Genomic DNA, 14,731 nt, shown 5'->3' with positions numbered 1-14,731 from the left:
GTCTCGTCCTCACAGCATCGGTGGCAACGGCGGCGGCGATGCAGGTGCCGGCGCTGCGAACAGCATCGTCAATTCCGGCAACTGCCCCAGCTCACCCCAGGCTGCAAGACCGGCGCGCCACACCTTCGTGCCAGCAACCACAACCTGCCCCGTCTGCACCATCTGCACGATCTGCTGGGCGGTGTACGGCCCGAACTGCTGCCCACCAATGCCCAGATGATATTGATGCTCGACGAGCGGTGGCGGCATGCCCAGTGGCGGTGGCGTCGCGCCCAGCGGCGGCAGCATGCCAGGCATGCCCGGCGTGCCGGCAGGGAACGTGGCAACAGACGCAGTGGCCTGCGGCGCCAGCAACGCGTCCAACTTGCCGGCATTGAACGCGTCCGGCTTGATCACGTATTTCAGGCGCAGATGACCATCCTCGCCCGGCTCGCGCACTTCCCAGTCGTACGCGTCTTCATCGGAATCCGGCACGACGCTCGCCCACTCCGTCAGCACCTCAAGCAATTGCTCGTCGGCGCGGTCGATGTCGCGCTGGCTCATGCCCTTGCGGCGGGCCTTCTCGGCCAGCTCGCGCTTGGCTTCGCCGGCAATCGCGCTGGCAAAGCCCTTGCGATCGTCCTGCGCGCCGGTGGCGTCTTCCACCAGTTTCGGTGTGTAGACGGCCGTCTCGTAGTAGCTGGCCAGCGCCGCCAGGGCGACGGTCTGGCTCGCGTCGAGTTCAGCCAGGCGTTCCTGCACCCGCTCGACAATGGCGTCGCGGTAGGTGGCTGGCAAGCCGTTCTGGCGAATCGCCCGTTCGTTGCCAATGCGGCGCACGTCGCCGCGCGCGACAGCAAACTGGTACTGCCCGCGCGGGATCACGCGCTGGGTCGAGCGCGTCAGGATGCCCAGCATGATCGCTTGCAGGTACTGCTTGAAGTCTTCGGCCAGGCGATTGATCTCGTCGGTCGTCGGCGCCATCGGATGGCTAAACTGGGTCGAGTCGATGTGCGTGTGAGTCGGGTTCTTTTCGGCTTCCTTGCGGTAGCTGGTGCGCCACCCTTCCATGCCGCGCAGCACCGTCATCGGGATGCCGGACAGTTCGCAGTAGCAGACGGCGCGGCCCGGCACGCCGGTCTCGACAATGGACAATTGCGCCGCGGTGATATTGGCCTGGGTCGGCACGCAGGTATTGAGTTCGGCGCCGAACAGGCGTTTAAAACGGTCGGCATTGGCCACGCCCACGAAGCACTTGAACTGGTCGGCCTTCACCGTGAAGTCGCCCGACAAATTCGCATCGATCCACGGCATCGCGCAGGCCAGCAGTTTGCGGAAGCGGTCCATCCGTTCCGCTGGATTCATCTGTTCCAGCGCCTCGATCAACGGATCGTGGTCGACGTTGTCCGCGTCGCCTGCACCGGCCAGCGTCAACTGCCGCTCGGCCATGCGTTTGACTTTGTTGATGATCTCGCTGCGCTGGGCGGCGTCACCCAGCATCGGGAACAGCACCTTCGAGCCGCCCAGGTCCTTGAACGCTTCGTCGGCCCATTCGCGCAGTTGCAGCGCGTTCGGCATCGGCACGTTGCGCTCGGCCACTGGCACCGTGATCAACGTGGCGTGGTCCTTGTTCAGGTCTTGCTGGATGATGGCGTTGGCGTGCTGCAGCTGGCCCAGCATGGCCAGCACGGCTTCGCGGCCGGCTTGCAATTCGCCAACCAGACCGTTCCAGATGGGACGGCCCTGCGCGTCGACACCGTTCTTCTTGCCCAGCCAGGCGGACAGGTCGGCCATGAGGATCGCCGCTTCGTCGGCCGCCTTGGCGCGCAGGTGGAACTTGAGCGCGTTGGCGATTTCGGTGCGCAGGTGGTCCAGCACCGTGACTGCCTGCTTTTCGTTATTGCTGCTGAAGAAGCCGCCCTTGGTTTGTTCGAGGTTGGCCAGCAGGCGTTCGTATTCGCGCGTGCGTACCGCTTCCTTGATTTCCCGGTAACGCTCGCTGTTGAGCTTGAGCGCGCTGATCAGGCCCGTGCCCGGTGCTTCCAGGCGGTCCTTGATCTGCTCGACCAGCGACAGCACGTATTCGAGGCCGCCGAAATCCTTGTTGTCGAGGTAGGCGTAGAGCTGGTCGCGGATTGCGAGCTTGATGCGTTCCAGCACTTCGCGGCGGCGTTTGACCACGCGGTCTTCGGTGGTATCAGCGGTGGAATCCTGGTCGCGCACCGAGTCGCGCTCGAGCTGCTGGACGGTTTCGCGCACCTGCGTCGGCCACTCGGCGCGATCGAACCCGGTACGGATGCTGTCGATGCGCGCATTGACGCGCTGCTCGACGCCGGCCAGCAGCAGGCCGTGCTTGTCCTGCAGCAGGTCGTCGACGAGGGCGTAGTCGAGGAACTCGCCGCTCGAGCGTTTCAGCTCGACGTTGCGGTCGGAGAAGGTCGGGAAGTCGCTGAACGGCGCGGCGCGCAGCGCCATCTGGGCCGCCATGAATTCGTCGCGCTGCTTGTCGGTGGCGCGGTTCACGCCGGTGTCGGCGCCGCCCACGCCAAAGAAGGCCTTGAGCATCGCGCCGGCCCAGCGGTGCGCGCGCTCTTCGCGGCGCGCTTCCTGGCGCGTGTCGAGCACGGCCTGGCCAAACGACGAGAAGCGCTTCGAGTACGACAGGCGCATGTCGGCAAAACGGTTCTTCGGCACCAGCGCGTCGTGCAGGAAGTTCTTGTGCTGCGCCTGATTCACGGCCACCGAGCGCTTGCGGCGCGCGAAGTCGCCCGAGGCAAAATCTTCGAACAGCGTGTCGGCCACCATGTGGTAGACATCCTTGACGTCGTTCGTGTGCTGCTGCGCCAGGTTGCCCGAGTCGATCAGATAGACTTCACTGTACGGCTCGCGCGGCAATTCCGGCTGGTCGTAGGCATCCCAGCGGCCCACGTAGCCCTTGTTGCCGAGCATGGCCGATTCGAGTTCCATCAGCGCGGCGTAGCCGTTCGCTTCGGTGCGCTCCTTGTTGGCGCCCGCGTAGCCGGTCGGCAAAAACAGCATCAGTTCGACGTCGGCATTGCCCACCTCGGATTTGGCCAGCCAGCGCGCCAGCAGGCCCATGTCGAGGAAGGCACCGGAACCGGTGCCGCCGGCCACCGACCCCACGATGACGATGCGGAACTTCTCGGTTTCCATGCGCAGGCCGAGGCGCGCCAGTTGCTGCTCGTGCGACAGGCCGGCCTTGAGCGTCTTGAGCTTCAGGCGGATCTTGTCACGGATCTTGGTGTACTTGTCGAACAGGTACAGGCGCGAGACGGCGCGGATCTGGCCCGCGCCCTTCGACGGATCGATGCCCAGTTCGCGGATTTTCTTCGGCGTCAGCGACAGCCATTCCTTGATGTGCGGGTATTTCTCGAGCGCGTCGTCGTCACGGCTGTACTTGTCCATGTCGAACGCTTCGACGATTTTCTCTTCGTCGGTGAACTTGACCTGGTCAAATTGCAGGTCTTCGGCCTGGGCGCGGCCGCTGTCGATGACGGCGCCCGTGTCGAGGTCGAACTGGATGAACTGCGCGACCGGAAATTCGGCCAGGCTGTCGACGCGGGTGCGCGCGCCGTTGCCGCCCCACAGCGTGTTGAGGATGCGGCGGCGTACGCGCATCAGCACTTCCATGCCGGTGCCGCCAATGCCGATGAACAGCGTCGGGCGCAGGTCGATGCTCTGCTCCTGCTTGCGCTCGCCCGTGCCGGCGCCGATCGTTTGGTTCAGATTATCTGCCATGTCGCGTTGTTCCTGGTCTGGGTACTTATTTGCGGGAAGACAGCAGCATCAGCACCAGCGCAATCAGGCCGATCAGCGTCAGCGGTCCGATGATCAGGGGCGCCATGAACTTCGGTGCATTGATCGCTGCCAGCACGACGCCGGTCGACAGGCTGGCCAAAAAGATGAACAGCCACCAGCCGGCCGCATTCGCCTTGCCCGGTTGAATACGTTTTGCCACCAGCGTGTTGGCGTAGGCATTTTTGGCAAAGAAGAACGCAATGAACAGCACCAGCAGCACGCCGCCGCCGATCAGCGCATCGCGCGACGACGTGTCGACGTCGGTGGTCACCGGCAGCGATTCGACCGTCTCGGGCGTTCCCGTGGCGGGGGTCGCGGGGGTCGCCGCCGCTGCTGGCGCCTGTTGGCCTTCGACCGGTGCCGGCAGGGCAAAGCCTGCGTTATCTTTTGCTTGCTGCGTCATGCCACGTTCTCCTGAATGGGATAAAGACTACTTGAATGGATTACGACGCGATCGTCAACGTCTGGCCCGGCTCGACCTGGACCACGCTCGGGCGACCGAGCCCGCGCCGGATTTCGCCGACCGGGGCGCCGTCGTCGGCCTTGATGGCCAGCGACTTGAACGGCTTGAGCAGCACATTGCGGCGCACGCCGTTGACCATGATCGGATAGCGCGTGGTTTTCATCGCCAGAAACGCGAGCGCAGCCAGCGCCAGCAGCAACGCCAGCACGCCGCCGACGATCACGAGCACGGGCGTCAGCGGATATTGCACGCGCACGATCAATGGCACCTGTGCCGTGGACGATTTCACGCTGTCGGGCGGCACGAACACGTCTGACAGCGGGTCGCCCGGGAACAGCTCTTGCATCTCGGTCTTGAACGATGCCGGCAAGGCCAGCCGCTGATTGCGCAGGCCCAGGCTCACCGACATCGGCATGATCACTTGCTTGCCCATCGCCGCAATGGCCTGGCGCGACCAGGCCGACGGCACTTCTTCGAGCGGCAGCTTGAAGCTCACCTCGATCGACTGGCTGGCGCCGGGCGCGAGATTGTTCACGGCGGTCGGTGTCACCATGAGCGGCGTCGTGCCGGCGCGCGTGCGCAACTGGCCATCGACGGTGGCCTGCGCAATCAGGTAGGGATAGAACAGGTTCTGCAACGACGCTTTCAGGCGCACTTGCGGGACCAGCTTGTCAGCGTCCACGTCGAGCACGACGGTGCGCTTGTCGGTGCCCATCGAGGCCGTCATGTTCGGGGTATTCAGTACCGCCTGCGGCACGATGCGCACGCCGTCCTGGTCCACCGGTTTCAGGCGCGCCGGCGGTTTCGTCAGGATGCTGGCGAGCCGGCCTTCTGCCACCATGCGGCCCAGCTCGTCGCCCGCTTCCTTGCCGTAGGCAAGCCCGTAGACCATCAAGCCCTTGGCGGCAAAGAACTTGCCCTGCACCGGCATACGCAGCGGGAACACCACGGTGCGCGTAATCGACGGCTCCAGGTGCAATAGCCGATAGAACTCCAGGTTGCGCGCCGCCGTGGCGGGATCATTGCCGGGGCTGTTCTTGTTGTTGGTGAAAATCCAGATGATGCCGGGGCGCGACTTGAACGTCTCACCGATCGTCTTGGTCACCGCTTCGCGAAAATCGGTGTCGGCCAGGGCGCTGGCGCTCTTGCGCGCAGGCGTGAGCGGCGCCAGCCAGCCGGCCACCTGGGCGGCGCCATCGCCCTGCCCCAGCAATTGCGGCGAGACATTGTTGCCGCTGGACTGGCTGAACGCCAGCACCATGACCTTGTCGCCCGGACGCGCGGCGGCATTGGCCACGGCGGCGATCAGCGGCTTGAACTGCGATTGCGGATCGGCATAGAACGGCTCCATCCAGCCGGAGTTCTGCACCAGAAACGCTTGCTGGATGGCCTGCGCCGGCACAGCGCACAGACCCAGGACGACGCTCGCGAGCGCCGCACACCACGCGCGCGGCATCATTGCTGGACGTCCCAGCCGAGGATGCGCTGCATGCCGGGGTGGTAGGCCCACAAGTAACCGTTGTGCAGGAAGAGGCGCAGTTCCCATGGTTTGCTGACCGCGATGGTGTGGAATACGATGTCGTTGTTCTCATCATCGTAGACCAGTTGGGCGCGCATGCGTTCAGCCGAATTGAGCAAGGTGCCCAGGCCAGCCGTGCTGTCGATGCGCAGGGCCAGTACGGCGCTGCGCTCGCCCAGTTCGAGCAGCGGCACCACGACCGTGTTGGCCGCGCCATCGTCGCCATGTTCCGGCTCGACCCACGGATCGGTTTTCAGCTTGGTGGCAAAGCGATAGTTGATGGTACCCGAGCCGATGCGCGGATTGAGCGCGGCGACCTGTTCGTGCTCGTTCACGCCAAGGCGCACGTACACATAACTGTCGAGGCGGCTGTCAAAGCACAACTGCCACAGAGAACCCGAGCGCGTTATGTGCGCGCTGCCGAATTCGAAATGCGGCGTGATGCCCTCCGGCCAGGCCAGGAACGTGGCCGCCACACTGCCGTCGGTCATTTTCTGCAGGCGCAACTGCCCTTCCGCGCAGGGCCAGACCGCAAGCCGGCCATAGGCGCACGGCGCCCCCATCTCGCCCAAAGTCCAGCTGCCATCGACGCGCAGTGGCGGACCGGCCACGCCATGGGCGTCGGCAAACACGAACTGGACCACACCGTTTTCATGACGAATCGGCGCCCAGACCTGGTGATCGAAGGCTACCGGTGCGCCCACGACCGGGGCGTTGCCGACGTAATCGATCCGGAACTGCAGCGCCGCGAAATCGGGCACCAGCATCGCCAGGCCATGTTCGGTGGGGATATACAGGCGGCTGTTGAACGCGGCGGCCATCTCGGCGCGCCAGGCATGAACCGGTAAATTGGATTCGGACAGCAGGCGCGTGCCGGTGCCGAGCAACGGCTGCCATTTTTTCGACGCCGGCAGCCAGCCGAACAGCGTGCCCTTGCCCGTATCGAGCGCCAGCAACACGGCGCCGACGGTGCCGAACGTGCCCGAGAAAAATTCGTACTCGCCGGGCGGTGGCAGCGGCAATTCCATGTCGGCCATGCTGTCGGCGTCATGCCGGCGCAGGCGATCAACCGGCACGCTGTGGCGCGTGCGCTTCAGGCCAACCGCTTCCGGCATCCCGGCATCAGTGATGGCCGACGCGCCACTTGGCGCGATCCAGCTGGCACCGCTCGGTGCATTGGGCGCCAGTTGCGCGCCGTCAATGGGCGAAAAATTGAAATCGGGGGGATACAGCGTTGACGCACCGTGCGCACGGCGCATGTTCATGATGGCGGCAATATCTGCAGAACCCAATGAGGCGGCGACGGGATTACCCATCACCGTGCGATTCAGGCGAATCTCGCCATCGTTGGCTGCCATTGTCCAGCTGCCGGAAGCGAGATCCCAATCAGCCGTTTTCTTATGATCCATCTTGTATTCCGAATTTCTCAAACACGATTACCCTTCAACTATTTTCAATATGCTTAACCAAGAATAAGGGATTATCAAAAACATAAAGGGAGCAACACTATCTTACCTTCTTTTTTGTCCAAGTGGAAACGCAGCTGGTGCCTTGCTCATCATGCGAACAACACCCGCGCCGCCTTTCAAAACGCCTTCAATTCTTGGTGGAATGTTGTACGGATTGGGCAGGGGAGAATTCAGGTAGACTGCCGCAGTCATTATGTCGCTGGCGATGTGCTGGCTCCCTGACGTGATATTGCGTGCCATCAGCGCAATCCGGGAACTTGAAGAACGGTTCCCTTCTTTGGCATCCGCTTTTCCAACATAAATCAATGCATACATTTACCCAATTTCCCGGCCGTGACGCGATCGATGCGGCACTTGCCAGCGGCAACGTCACTTTTCTCGATTGCATGCTCGATGCTGCCGATCTGTCGCGGCTCGACCTGCGCGGCAGCAGTTTCATCAATTGCAGCATTGCCGAAACCTCGTTTTACGCCGCCAAACTGGCGCAGACCACCTGGCAGCGCTGCCGCGGCCGACAAGCCGATTTCGAAGCGGCCGACCTGACCGACGCGCAGTTCCAGAGCTGCGACCTGAATAACAGCAGCTGGCGTCGCGCGCGCCTTGCCTCACTCACCTTCAAGGGCTGCAAACTGACCGGTGCAAATTTCGAAGAAGCGGCGCACCTGGGCGTGACCTTTGAAGAATGCCTGCTGATCGGCGCCGACCTGCGCCGCATGTCGTTTCGCAAATCGACATTGAAAGAACTCGACTTTTCCGATGCCGACCTGGCCGCCTGCGACTTTCGGGACACCGTGTTCGAGGGCGGGAGCCTGCGCAATGCCAGCCTGAAACAGGCGCGCTTCGACAATGCCGACCTGCGCGAAGCGGATCTCTCGGGCTTGACACTGGCGGACGTAAAGCTGTTCCAGGGCGCCTGGATCACACCGCGCCAGGCGGCCGAACTGATCAGCGAGCTGGGCCTGCGTGTGGCCTGAGCTATGCAGCAGTTGTAACAGGGCGGCGACAATCCGGGTGCAGCGGCAGCGCTGTGCGACAATCTGTTGGTTTTCTACAAGTAATCAGAGTCCCTGTTGCTGACGACCTCGGGCGTTTGTACCAATGGCGGCTCGCCATCCCCCCCGATGCCAGACACCAGTGCCGTTCCCGAAATCTCCCGCCTGACCGCTGAAAAGCGCCCCGCCGTGCGCAATGCCGTGCTGTTCGTCGTGGCACTCTGCCTGCTGCTGCTGGTGATCCAGATCTCCGACAGTTGGCGTGCGCGTCAGGAACGTCTGGCCGAAGTGGCCGTGGCCACGGCCAATATGTCGCACGCGCTGGCGGCGCAGGGAGAAAGCGCCGTGCGCGTTGTCGATACCGTGCTCTCCGGCGTGGTCGAGCGCGTGGAAACCGATGGCACCGAGCGCGGCGCGGCGCGCGCCCGGTTGCAGCTGCATCTGAAGAATATGGCCTCGCAGGTCGATGAGCTGCATGCGCTGTTTGTGTTCGGCGCCGACGGGCGCTGGCTGATGACGTCGCAAGACCGCACGCCGCAGTACAACAATGCCGACCGTGAATACTTTCAATATCACGCTCAACACCGGGATCGCGGCGTGCATGTGGGCAAGCCAGTGCGCAGCCGGTCGAGCGGCGAATGGGTGTTGCCGGTATCGCGCCGGCTCGATCATCCCGACGGCACGTTCGCCGGCGTGGCACTGGGCACCATCCGCATCGCGTATTTTTCGACCCTGTACGAAAGCTTCGACGTCGGCCGCGCCGGCGTGGTCATGCTCACGCTCGACGATGGCACGATGGTCTACCGCCTGCCGCACAGCGAGTCGCTGATCGGTACCAATGTCAGCAACGGCCCGATCCAGCAGATGTACCTGAGCCAGGGGCCGGTGGGCTCCGGCATGCGGCGCTCGAAGATCGACGGCATCGAGCGGCTCTACAGTTACCGCCACCTCGACACCTATCCATTGATTGTCGCGACCGCGCAATCGAGGGAGGAAATCCTCGAAAAATGGCTGCAGTCGGTGCTGACACAAGCCACGATCACGTTTGTCGCCATCGTGCTGCTGCTGGCTTTTGGCTGGCGGCTGGTGCGCCAGATCATGATTCGCGACCATCTGCAAAACGAACTGGTGGGGGCGCGCGAGCAACTGCAGGAACATAACCGCGCATTGACCGTGCTGGCCGACCACGATGGCTTGACCGGCATCGCCAACCGGCGCCGTTTCGAAGCGGCGATGACGCTGGAAAATGCGCGCGCGGCGCGTAGCGGGCTGCCGCTGTCGATCGTGCTGATCGACGTCGACTACTTCAAGCGCTTCAACGATACCTATGGCCACGTGGCGGGCGACGCCTGCCTGCGCCAGGTAGCGGCGGCGCTGCGGAACAGCCTGGTGCGCCCGGCCGATCTGGCGGCGCGTTATGGGGGTGAGGAATTCGTGGCGCTGCTGCCGGATACCGACCCAGCCGGGGCCAGGATGGTCGCCGAGCGCATCCGCTGCGCCGTGATGGCGCTGCAGATCGCGCATGCCGGCAATGACGCCGGGATCGTGACGATCAGCGCCGGCGTGTACACGTCGACGGTGGCCAGCACGACCGGGGAAGGCGTGGCGATTGCCGCCAGTACCCTGGTAGAACGTGCTGACGCCCTGCTCTATCAGGCAAAACTGTCAGGCCGTAACCAGGTCTGCGGCGGCGACGGCACGGTCGCTTGAACCGTGCACTGCGGCGCCGCTGCCTGACCCATTAATAGCGGTTTGGATTGTTCGGACGGTCGTCGTGGCGGTTCGGGACGCCGTCGCGATCGCGGTCGCCGCGTGGACCGTTGTCACGGCCGCGCACTTCCTGGCGCCAGCCACCGCGGTCAAGGTGCCAGCCATTACGGTCCTGGCGCCACTGTGCGCGCTGATAGGCATAGCCCGGACGCACTTTTTCCCAATGGCCGCCCACCCAATCGTGGCGGCGACCGTTCCAGTTCCAGTAACCCGGCACCCAGTCGAAACCACGGCGTGCATTCGGCACGGCTTCGCGGCGCAGCGCTGGCGGCGCCTTCTTGATGATGATGACGTCGGCGCGCTGATGATGCGGCTGGGCTTGCACCGGTGCGAAAGCCGAGGTGCCGATCAGGAGCGCGGCAGCGGCAGCAGTAGCGGTCGAGAGGAAGGTTTTCATGGTGTGCTCCGTTTCGGTTTCTGTTTGTATGAACCTACTATAGCGGGCACATGCGGTAAAAAACGGGATTGAACCAAGTCATTACAGTAGTAACATATGGCAACAATCTTGTAACAACCAAGATTGTTTGGTGCGGAGGGGATAAGGCGCGCAAGACAGTGCTGCAGGGGCTGAAACGACGCAGCCGGCACATGGGCCGGCTGCGTGAAAGGAAACGTAAAGAGAGCGTGGATCAGTCCAGCTTGAAAGCGTAGTCGATCTTGGTCCAGGTCTGTGCTGGTGCGCCGTCCTTGGTGCCCGGCTTGAACTTGCACGAGGTCAGGCCCTTGACCAGCGCGCGGTCCAGGTTCTTGAAGCCGCTCGACTTGTCGATCTTCGATTCCGTCACGGTGCCGTCCGCGGTGACCAGGAACGACGCGGTCGTCGTGCCCTGCTCTTCATTCATCAGCGACGCCTTCGGGTACTCGATGCTGCATTTCTTTGGATCGAACTGGGCCGAGGTCTCAGCGGCGAAGCTCGCGCCGGCAGCGGCGGTCAGGGTCAGTGCAACGAACAGTTTGGCGGACAGGTTTTTCATGGTTTCCCCACTTAAGGTTTTTGAATTGAACGGCAATGGTCTGGGTGTGCGCCGCACGGCGGGCCGGCGCTGGTCGACTACTTAAAAAATCAGAACTCTTCCCACTCGTCGGCGCTGGCGGTGGCGCTGACGGCGGCTTTCTTCGGCTTCGGCGCTGCAACTGCTTCACCCGCTTTTTTCGGTGCGGCCGGGGCTGCGGCCGGCTTCTTCAGTGCCGGTGGTGCCGGGCGCTTGACGACCGGGCGCGCCACCACCGCCGTGGAGGTCACGACCGGCGCCGCTGCCGGGGCCTTGGCGTGGGCTGGAACGTGGTGCTCTTCGCCCTCTTCCAGCTTGAAGATGCTGACCACGCGGGCCAGCTCGCCTGCCTGATCCTGCAGACTCTGTGCGGCTGCGGCGGCTTGTTCGACCAGCGCAGCGTTTTGTTGCGTCATGCTGTCCATCTCGATGATCGACGTGTTGACCTGGGCGATGCCGGCACTTTGTTCGGCGCTGGCGTTGGCGATTTCGCTCATGATGTCGGTCACGCGCTTGACGCTCGAGACCACTTCGTCCATCGTCACGCCGGCCTGGCCAACCAGCTTGCTGCCGCGCTCGACCTTCTCGACCGAGTCGCCGATCAGCGTCTTGATTTCTTTGGCTGCCGCTGCCGAACGCTGCGCCAGGTTGCGCACTTCGGATGCCACGACCGCGAAGCCACGGCCCTGTTCACCGGCACGGGCCGCTTCGACTGCCGCGTTCAGCGCCAGGATGTTGGTCTGGAAGGCGATGCCATCGATAACGCCGATGATGTCCGAGATCTTGTTGGCCGACGTATTGATCTCGCCCATCGTGCCGACCACTTGCGACACCACGTCGCCGCCCTTGCGGGCCACGTCCGACGCGGTTGCCGCCAGCGCATTGGCTTCGCGGGCACTGTCGGCATTCTGCTTCACGGTCGCGGTCAGCTGCTCCATCGCCGAGGCGGTCTTTTCCAGCGAGCTTGCCTGCAGTTCGGTCCGCGACGACAGGTCGATATTGCCGGCGGCGATTTCACGCGAGGCGGTACCGATGGTTTCCGTACCGCGACGCACTTGTTCGACGATACCAACCAGGCTGTTGCGCATTTCCTTCATTTCGACCAGCAGGCTGCCGCGGTCCGATTCTTTGGTATCGATGGCGATCGACAGGTCGCCATGGGCGATGCTGCCGGCGATCTTGGCCGTGTAGGCTGGCTCGCCGCCAAGCTGCTTGAGCAGGCTGCGGGTGATGGCCACGGCAGCCACGATCCCCATGACGACAGCCAGGACCAGCAGGATCAGCATGAAGTTACGGGCATTGGCGAACGCTGTTTCGGCATCGGCCTTGCTTTGGGCATTCTGTTTGTCTTCGAGGGCCGACAACGCGTTCAGGGCGTCGGTCCATCTACGCTGCACGGGACGCACTTCGCGAATCATCACGCGGGTAGCGTCCATCGCATTTGCGGCCAGGTACAGTTCGGTAGCGCGGGCGATGGCGGGCATCGCGGTGGCCTCGTGTTCCTTAATCTGCGTCAGCAGCGTCTTTTCCTGGGCATTGGCGTACTGTGCGAACAGCGCCGCCAGCTTGGCCTGGGCCGCATCGTACTTGGCGGTTTGTTCCTTGAATTTGACGATTTCCGGTTCCATGTCGGCCGGGTCGGTCATCAGGGTCAGCACGCGCAGCGAAGCGAGGCGATCGCTGACATTGTTGCGCATCTCGACCACGAGACCGGTCGATACGTTGCTGACGCTTACCACGTGATCGAGGCGATCCTGGATCTGCGCCATGCGCAGGATACCGACCACCGCGACTGCGACCAGCAGTACCAGAACCAGTGCAAAACCGAGGGCCAGACGGGTGCCGACCTTCATGTTATTCAAATTCATTCGTGTTTTTCCTGTAACTTATTGATCGAAACTCGCCCGGTTGAGATCGCGTCACGCGATACACCGTACGATGCGCAAGTGAAATCTATGTTTCTTATAGTTTTCAGCTATTTCCTAAAGGATAAATCAAGATTTCCTCAACCAGCGAGAAAATCTCTTTCTCGAATGAATTGTTTCACCGCAACAACAGCGCTGATAGAGTTCAAGAATTGGAACAGGGAAACATTATGGAACTGAGGTTGCTCTTCGGCAAGCAAATTTGAAACTTCAAGATAGTTTCGACAAGGAAATGTCTCGCTTTGTCGACAGGCGAAAAAAAAGCGTGCCAAGGCACGCTTTTTGTCGGTGAGGTGTGCTTATGCGGTCGCTGGCATCCGGGCGGCAGCGGCAAGCAGCAGGCGTGCATCGCCCAGCGCCAGCTGCTTCGAGTCCGACAGCGTCTGGCGGAAAGCGCGTGCGCCCGGCAAGCCCTGCATCAGGCCCAACATATGACGCGTGATGCTGTTCAGTTTCAAGCCCAGCGGGCCGTACTGGCGCAGTTGCGCTTCGATGTACGGGATCATCGCCTCGAGCACATCGATCCGCGTGCGTGCCGCGCCAGGGGCATCGTAGAAACGGGCGTCCCAGTCGGCCATCGTCCATGGGTTGTGATAGGCCTCGCGCCCGAGCATGACGCCGTCGACGTGCTGCAGGTGCAGCGCGATCTCGTCGTCGCTCTTGATGCCGCCGTTGATGATGATTTCGAGGTCAGGAAACTCGCGCTTTAGCTCATATGCCACGGCGTAGCGCAGCGGCGGGATCTCGCGGTTTTCCTTCGGCGACAGGCCCTTCAGGATCGCATTGCGGGCGTGCACGATGAACGTCTTGCAGCCGGCATCGGCGACCGTACCGATGAAGTCGCGCACGAAGCCGTATTCTTCATTGTGATCAATGCCGATGCGGTGCTTGACGGTGACGTCGATCGAGACGGCGTCGCGCATCGCCTTGACGCAGTCGGCCACCAGTTGCGGCTCGTTCATCAGGCAGGCGCCAAACGAACCCTTCTGGACGCGCTCGGAAGGGCAGCCGCAGTTCAGGTTGATCTCATCGTAGCCCCACTGCTCGCCGAGCTTCGCGCTCTTGGCCAGATCGCCCGGATCGCTGCCGCCTAGTTGCAGGGCGATCGGATGCTCGATGTCGTCGAAGCGCAGGTGACGCTCGGCATCGCCATAGACCAGCGCGCCGGTGTTGACCATCTCGGTGTAGAGCCAGGTGTGGCGGGTGATCTGCCGATGGAAGACGCGGCAGTGGCGGTCGGTCCAGTCCATCATCGGGGCGACACTCAGACGCCGTCCGCCATAGTTAGTTGCTGTCATTGCGATGTATGCTTGTATGCGCCTGCCCCGCCCTGCGCGACACTCGTTGCAGAGAATTGGGGATGACCTCGATCAGGAAGAAAGAAGAAGTTCGTCTGCCGAGCGAAGTACGGCGACAATCGAACGGTGGATTCTATCGCATCCAGCTGCCCAAGGAACGGGTACATTCCAGGGCAAACGACGCTACATCATCAGTTGCAGGAACGCCCCACTGAAATCAACCGCCTTCTCCAGCACCAGATCGGCGCAATAGGCGCCGTCAAACTTGACCTGTTTTTGGACGATGGCTGACATCGCGCCGTCACCGGCATGGCTGGAAGCCGATATTACGCAGTCCCACTGCTCTCCAGCTTTTTTCACGGTGGTGATCGCAAGGGAACGATCGCTGATTTCAAAGGTTATAAGTTTCATCACATGTTCGCAAAATATGTGAAGAACTATACCCTAGAGCAACAGAATACACGCGATTCAGTTACCGCAAAACAACACCTGAAACGAATTTTTG

Annotated in this window: 12 protein-coding genes; 2 read left to right on the top strand and 10 right to left on the bottom strand. The window is 62.5% G+C overall.

What is annotated here, in order from left to right; genetic code table 11:
• Nucleotides 1-9: 9 nt before the first annotated feature.
• The 5 genes from AC56LW_RS08310 to AC56LW_RS08290 all read right to left on the bottom strand — a co-directional run bounded on the left by AC56LW_RS08310 (nucleotide 10) and on the right by AC56LW_RS08290 (nucleotide 7,564).
• On the bottom strand, nucleotides 10-3,738 hold the full coding sequence (locus AC56LW_RS08310) for a tubulin-like doman-containing protein (protein ID WP_499633401.1): 3,729 nt from the start codon (nucleotides 3,736-3,738) through the stop codon (nucleotides 10-12).
• A 25-nt stretch (nucleotides 3,739-3,763) separates the two neighbouring features.
• Nucleotides 3,764-4,201 (bottom strand): hypothetical protein, encoded by a 438-nt coding sequence (locus AC56LW_RS08305; RefSeq protein ID WP_332530305.1) that lies wholly within the window; start codon nucleotides 4,199-4,201, stop codon nucleotides 3,764-3,766.
• A 40-nt stretch (nucleotides 4,202-4,241) separates the two neighbouring features.
• Nucleotides 4,242-5,720 (bottom strand): hypothetical protein, encoded by a 1,479-nt coding sequence (locus tag AC56LW_RS08300; RefSeq protein WP_499633399.1) that lies wholly within the window; start codon nucleotides 5,718-5,720, stop codon nucleotides 4,242-4,244.
• Nucleotides 5,717-7,189, bottom strand: coding sequence for a hypothetical protein (locus tag AC56LW_RS08295; RefSeq protein ID WP_499633397.1), 1,473 nt, complete (start codon nucleotides 7,187-7,189; stop codon nucleotides 5,717-5,719). The genes AC56LW_RS08300 and AC56LW_RS08295 overlap by 4 nt, the downstream gene beginning before the upstream one ends.
• A gap of 102 nt (nucleotides 7,190-7,291) precedes the next feature.
• Nucleotides 7,292-7,564, bottom strand: coding sequence for a hypothetical protein (locus AC56LW_RS08290; protein ID WP_499633395.1), 273 nt, complete (start codon nucleotides 7,562-7,564; stop codon nucleotides 7,292-7,294).
• On the opposite strand from AC56LW_RS08290, the gene AC56LW_RS08285 reads away from it, so the two are divergent.
• Nucleotides 7,555-8,223: a pentapeptide repeat-containing protein gene (locus AC56LW_RS08285; RefSeq protein WP_499633393.1), complete on the top strand. Its 669-nt coding sequence runs from the start codon at nucleotides 7,555-7,557 to the stop codon at nucleotides 8,221-8,223. The genes AC56LW_RS08290 and AC56LW_RS08285 overlap by 10 nt on opposite strands.
• Before the next feature lie 147 nt (nucleotides 8,224-8,370).
• Nucleotides 8,371-9,951, top strand: a complete 1,581-nt coding sequence (locus tag AC56LW_RS08280) for a sensor domain-containing diguanylate cyclase (RefSeq protein ID WP_499633391.1) — start codon at nucleotides 8,371-8,373, stop codon at nucleotides 9,949-9,951.
• Between the two features lie 31 nt (nucleotides 9,952-9,982).
• Here the strand turns inward: AC56LW_RS08280 and AC56LW_RS08275 are convergent, their stop codons facing one another.
• The 5 genes from AC56LW_RS08275 to AC56LW_RS08255 form a co-directional block, all read right to left on the bottom strand.
• Entirely contained in the window at nucleotides 9,983-10,408 is a 426-nt protein-coding gene (locus tag AC56LW_RS08275; protein ID WP_332530299.1) for a YXWGXW repeat-containing protein, read from the bottom strand.
• Nucleotides 10,409-10,640: 232 nt separating this feature from the next.
• A complete protein-coding gene (locus tag AC56LW_RS08270) occupies nucleotides 10,641-10,985 on the bottom strand; it encodes an energy transducer TonB (RefSeq protein WP_183549598.1) in 345 nt (114 codons plus the stop codon).
• An 89-nt stretch (nucleotides 10,986-11,074) separates the two neighbouring features.
• A complete protein-coding gene (locus AC56LW_RS08265; protein WP_499633389.1) occupies nucleotides 11,075-12,871 on the bottom strand; it encodes a methyl-accepting chemotaxis protein in 1,797 nt (598 codons plus the stop codon).
• 356 nt (nucleotides 12,872-13,227) lie between these two features.
• Nucleotides 13,228-14,226, bottom strand: coding sequence for a tRNA dihydrouridine(20/20a) synthase DusA (gene dusA, locus AC56LW_RS08260; protein ID WP_499633387.1), 999 nt, complete (start codon nucleotides 14,224-14,226; stop codon nucleotides 13,228-13,230).
• 183 nt (nucleotides 14,227-14,409) lie between these two features.
• Nucleotides 14,410-14,637 carry a hypothetical protein gene (locus tag AC56LW_RS08255; protein ID WP_332530294.1) on the bottom strand — a complete coding sequence of 76 codons (228 nt, stop codon included), beginning with the start codon at nucleotides 14,635-14,637 and terminating at the stop codon, nucleotides 14,410-14,412.
• Nucleotides 14,638-14,731 lie beyond the last annotated feature (94 nt).

Source organism: Telluria sp. LT2P80, assembly GCF_059685955.1.
The sequence above is the reverse complement of the archived record's forward strand: the minus strand, read 5'-3'. Positions and strand labels throughout refer to the sequence as shown.

Excerpts from the sequence above, each read along its gene's own strand:
- AC56LW_RS08265 (WP_499633389.1), bottom strand. The coding sequence starts at position 12,871 with ATGAATTTGAATAACATGAAGGTCGGCACCCGTCTGGCCCTCGGTTTT.
- AC56LW_RS08275 (WP_332530299.1), bottom strand. The coding sequence starts at position 10,408 with ATGAAAACCTTCCTCTCGACCGCTACTGCTGCCGCTGCCGCGCTCCTG.
- AC56LW_RS08255 (WP_332530294.1), bottom strand. The coding sequence starts at position 14,637 with ATGAAACTTATAACCTTTGAAATCAGCGATCGTTCCCTTGCGATCACC.
- AC56LW_RS08280 (WP_499633391.1), top strand. The coding sequence starts at position 8,371 with ATGCCAGACACCAGTGCCGTTCCCGAAATCTCCCGCCTGACCGCTGAA.
- AC56LW_RS08305 (WP_332530305.1), bottom strand. The coding sequence starts at position 4,201 with ATGACGCAGCAAGCAAAAGATAACGCAGGCTTTGCCCTGCCGGCACCG.
- dusA (WP_499633387.1), bottom strand. The coding sequence starts at position 14,226 with ATGACAGCAACTAACTATGGCGGACGGCGTCTGAGTGTCGCCCCGATG.
- AC56LW_RS08310 (WP_499633401.1), bottom strand. The coding sequence starts at position 3,738 with ATGGCAGATAATCTGAACCAAACGATCGGCGCCGGCACGGGCGAGCGC.
- AC56LW_RS08285 (WP_499633393.1), top strand. The coding sequence starts at position 7,555 with ATGCATACATTTACCCAATTTCCCGGCCGTGACGCGATCGATGCGGCA.
- AC56LW_RS08300 (WP_499633399.1), bottom strand. The coding sequence starts at position 5,720 with ATGATGCCGCGCGCGTGGTGTGCGGCGCTCGCGAGCGTCGTCCTGGGT.
- AC56LW_RS08270 (WP_183549598.1), bottom strand. The coding sequence starts at position 10,985 with ATGAAAAACCTGTCCGCCAAACTGTTCGTTGCACTGACCCTGACCGCC.
- AC56LW_RS08295 (WP_499633397.1), bottom strand. The coding sequence starts at position 7,189 with ATGGATCATAAGAAAACGGCTGATTGGGATCTCGCTTCCGGCAGCTGG.
- AC56LW_RS08290 (WP_499633395.1), bottom strand. The coding sequence starts at position 7,564 with ATGTATGCATTGATTTATGTTGGAAAAGCGGATGCCAAAGAAGGGAAC.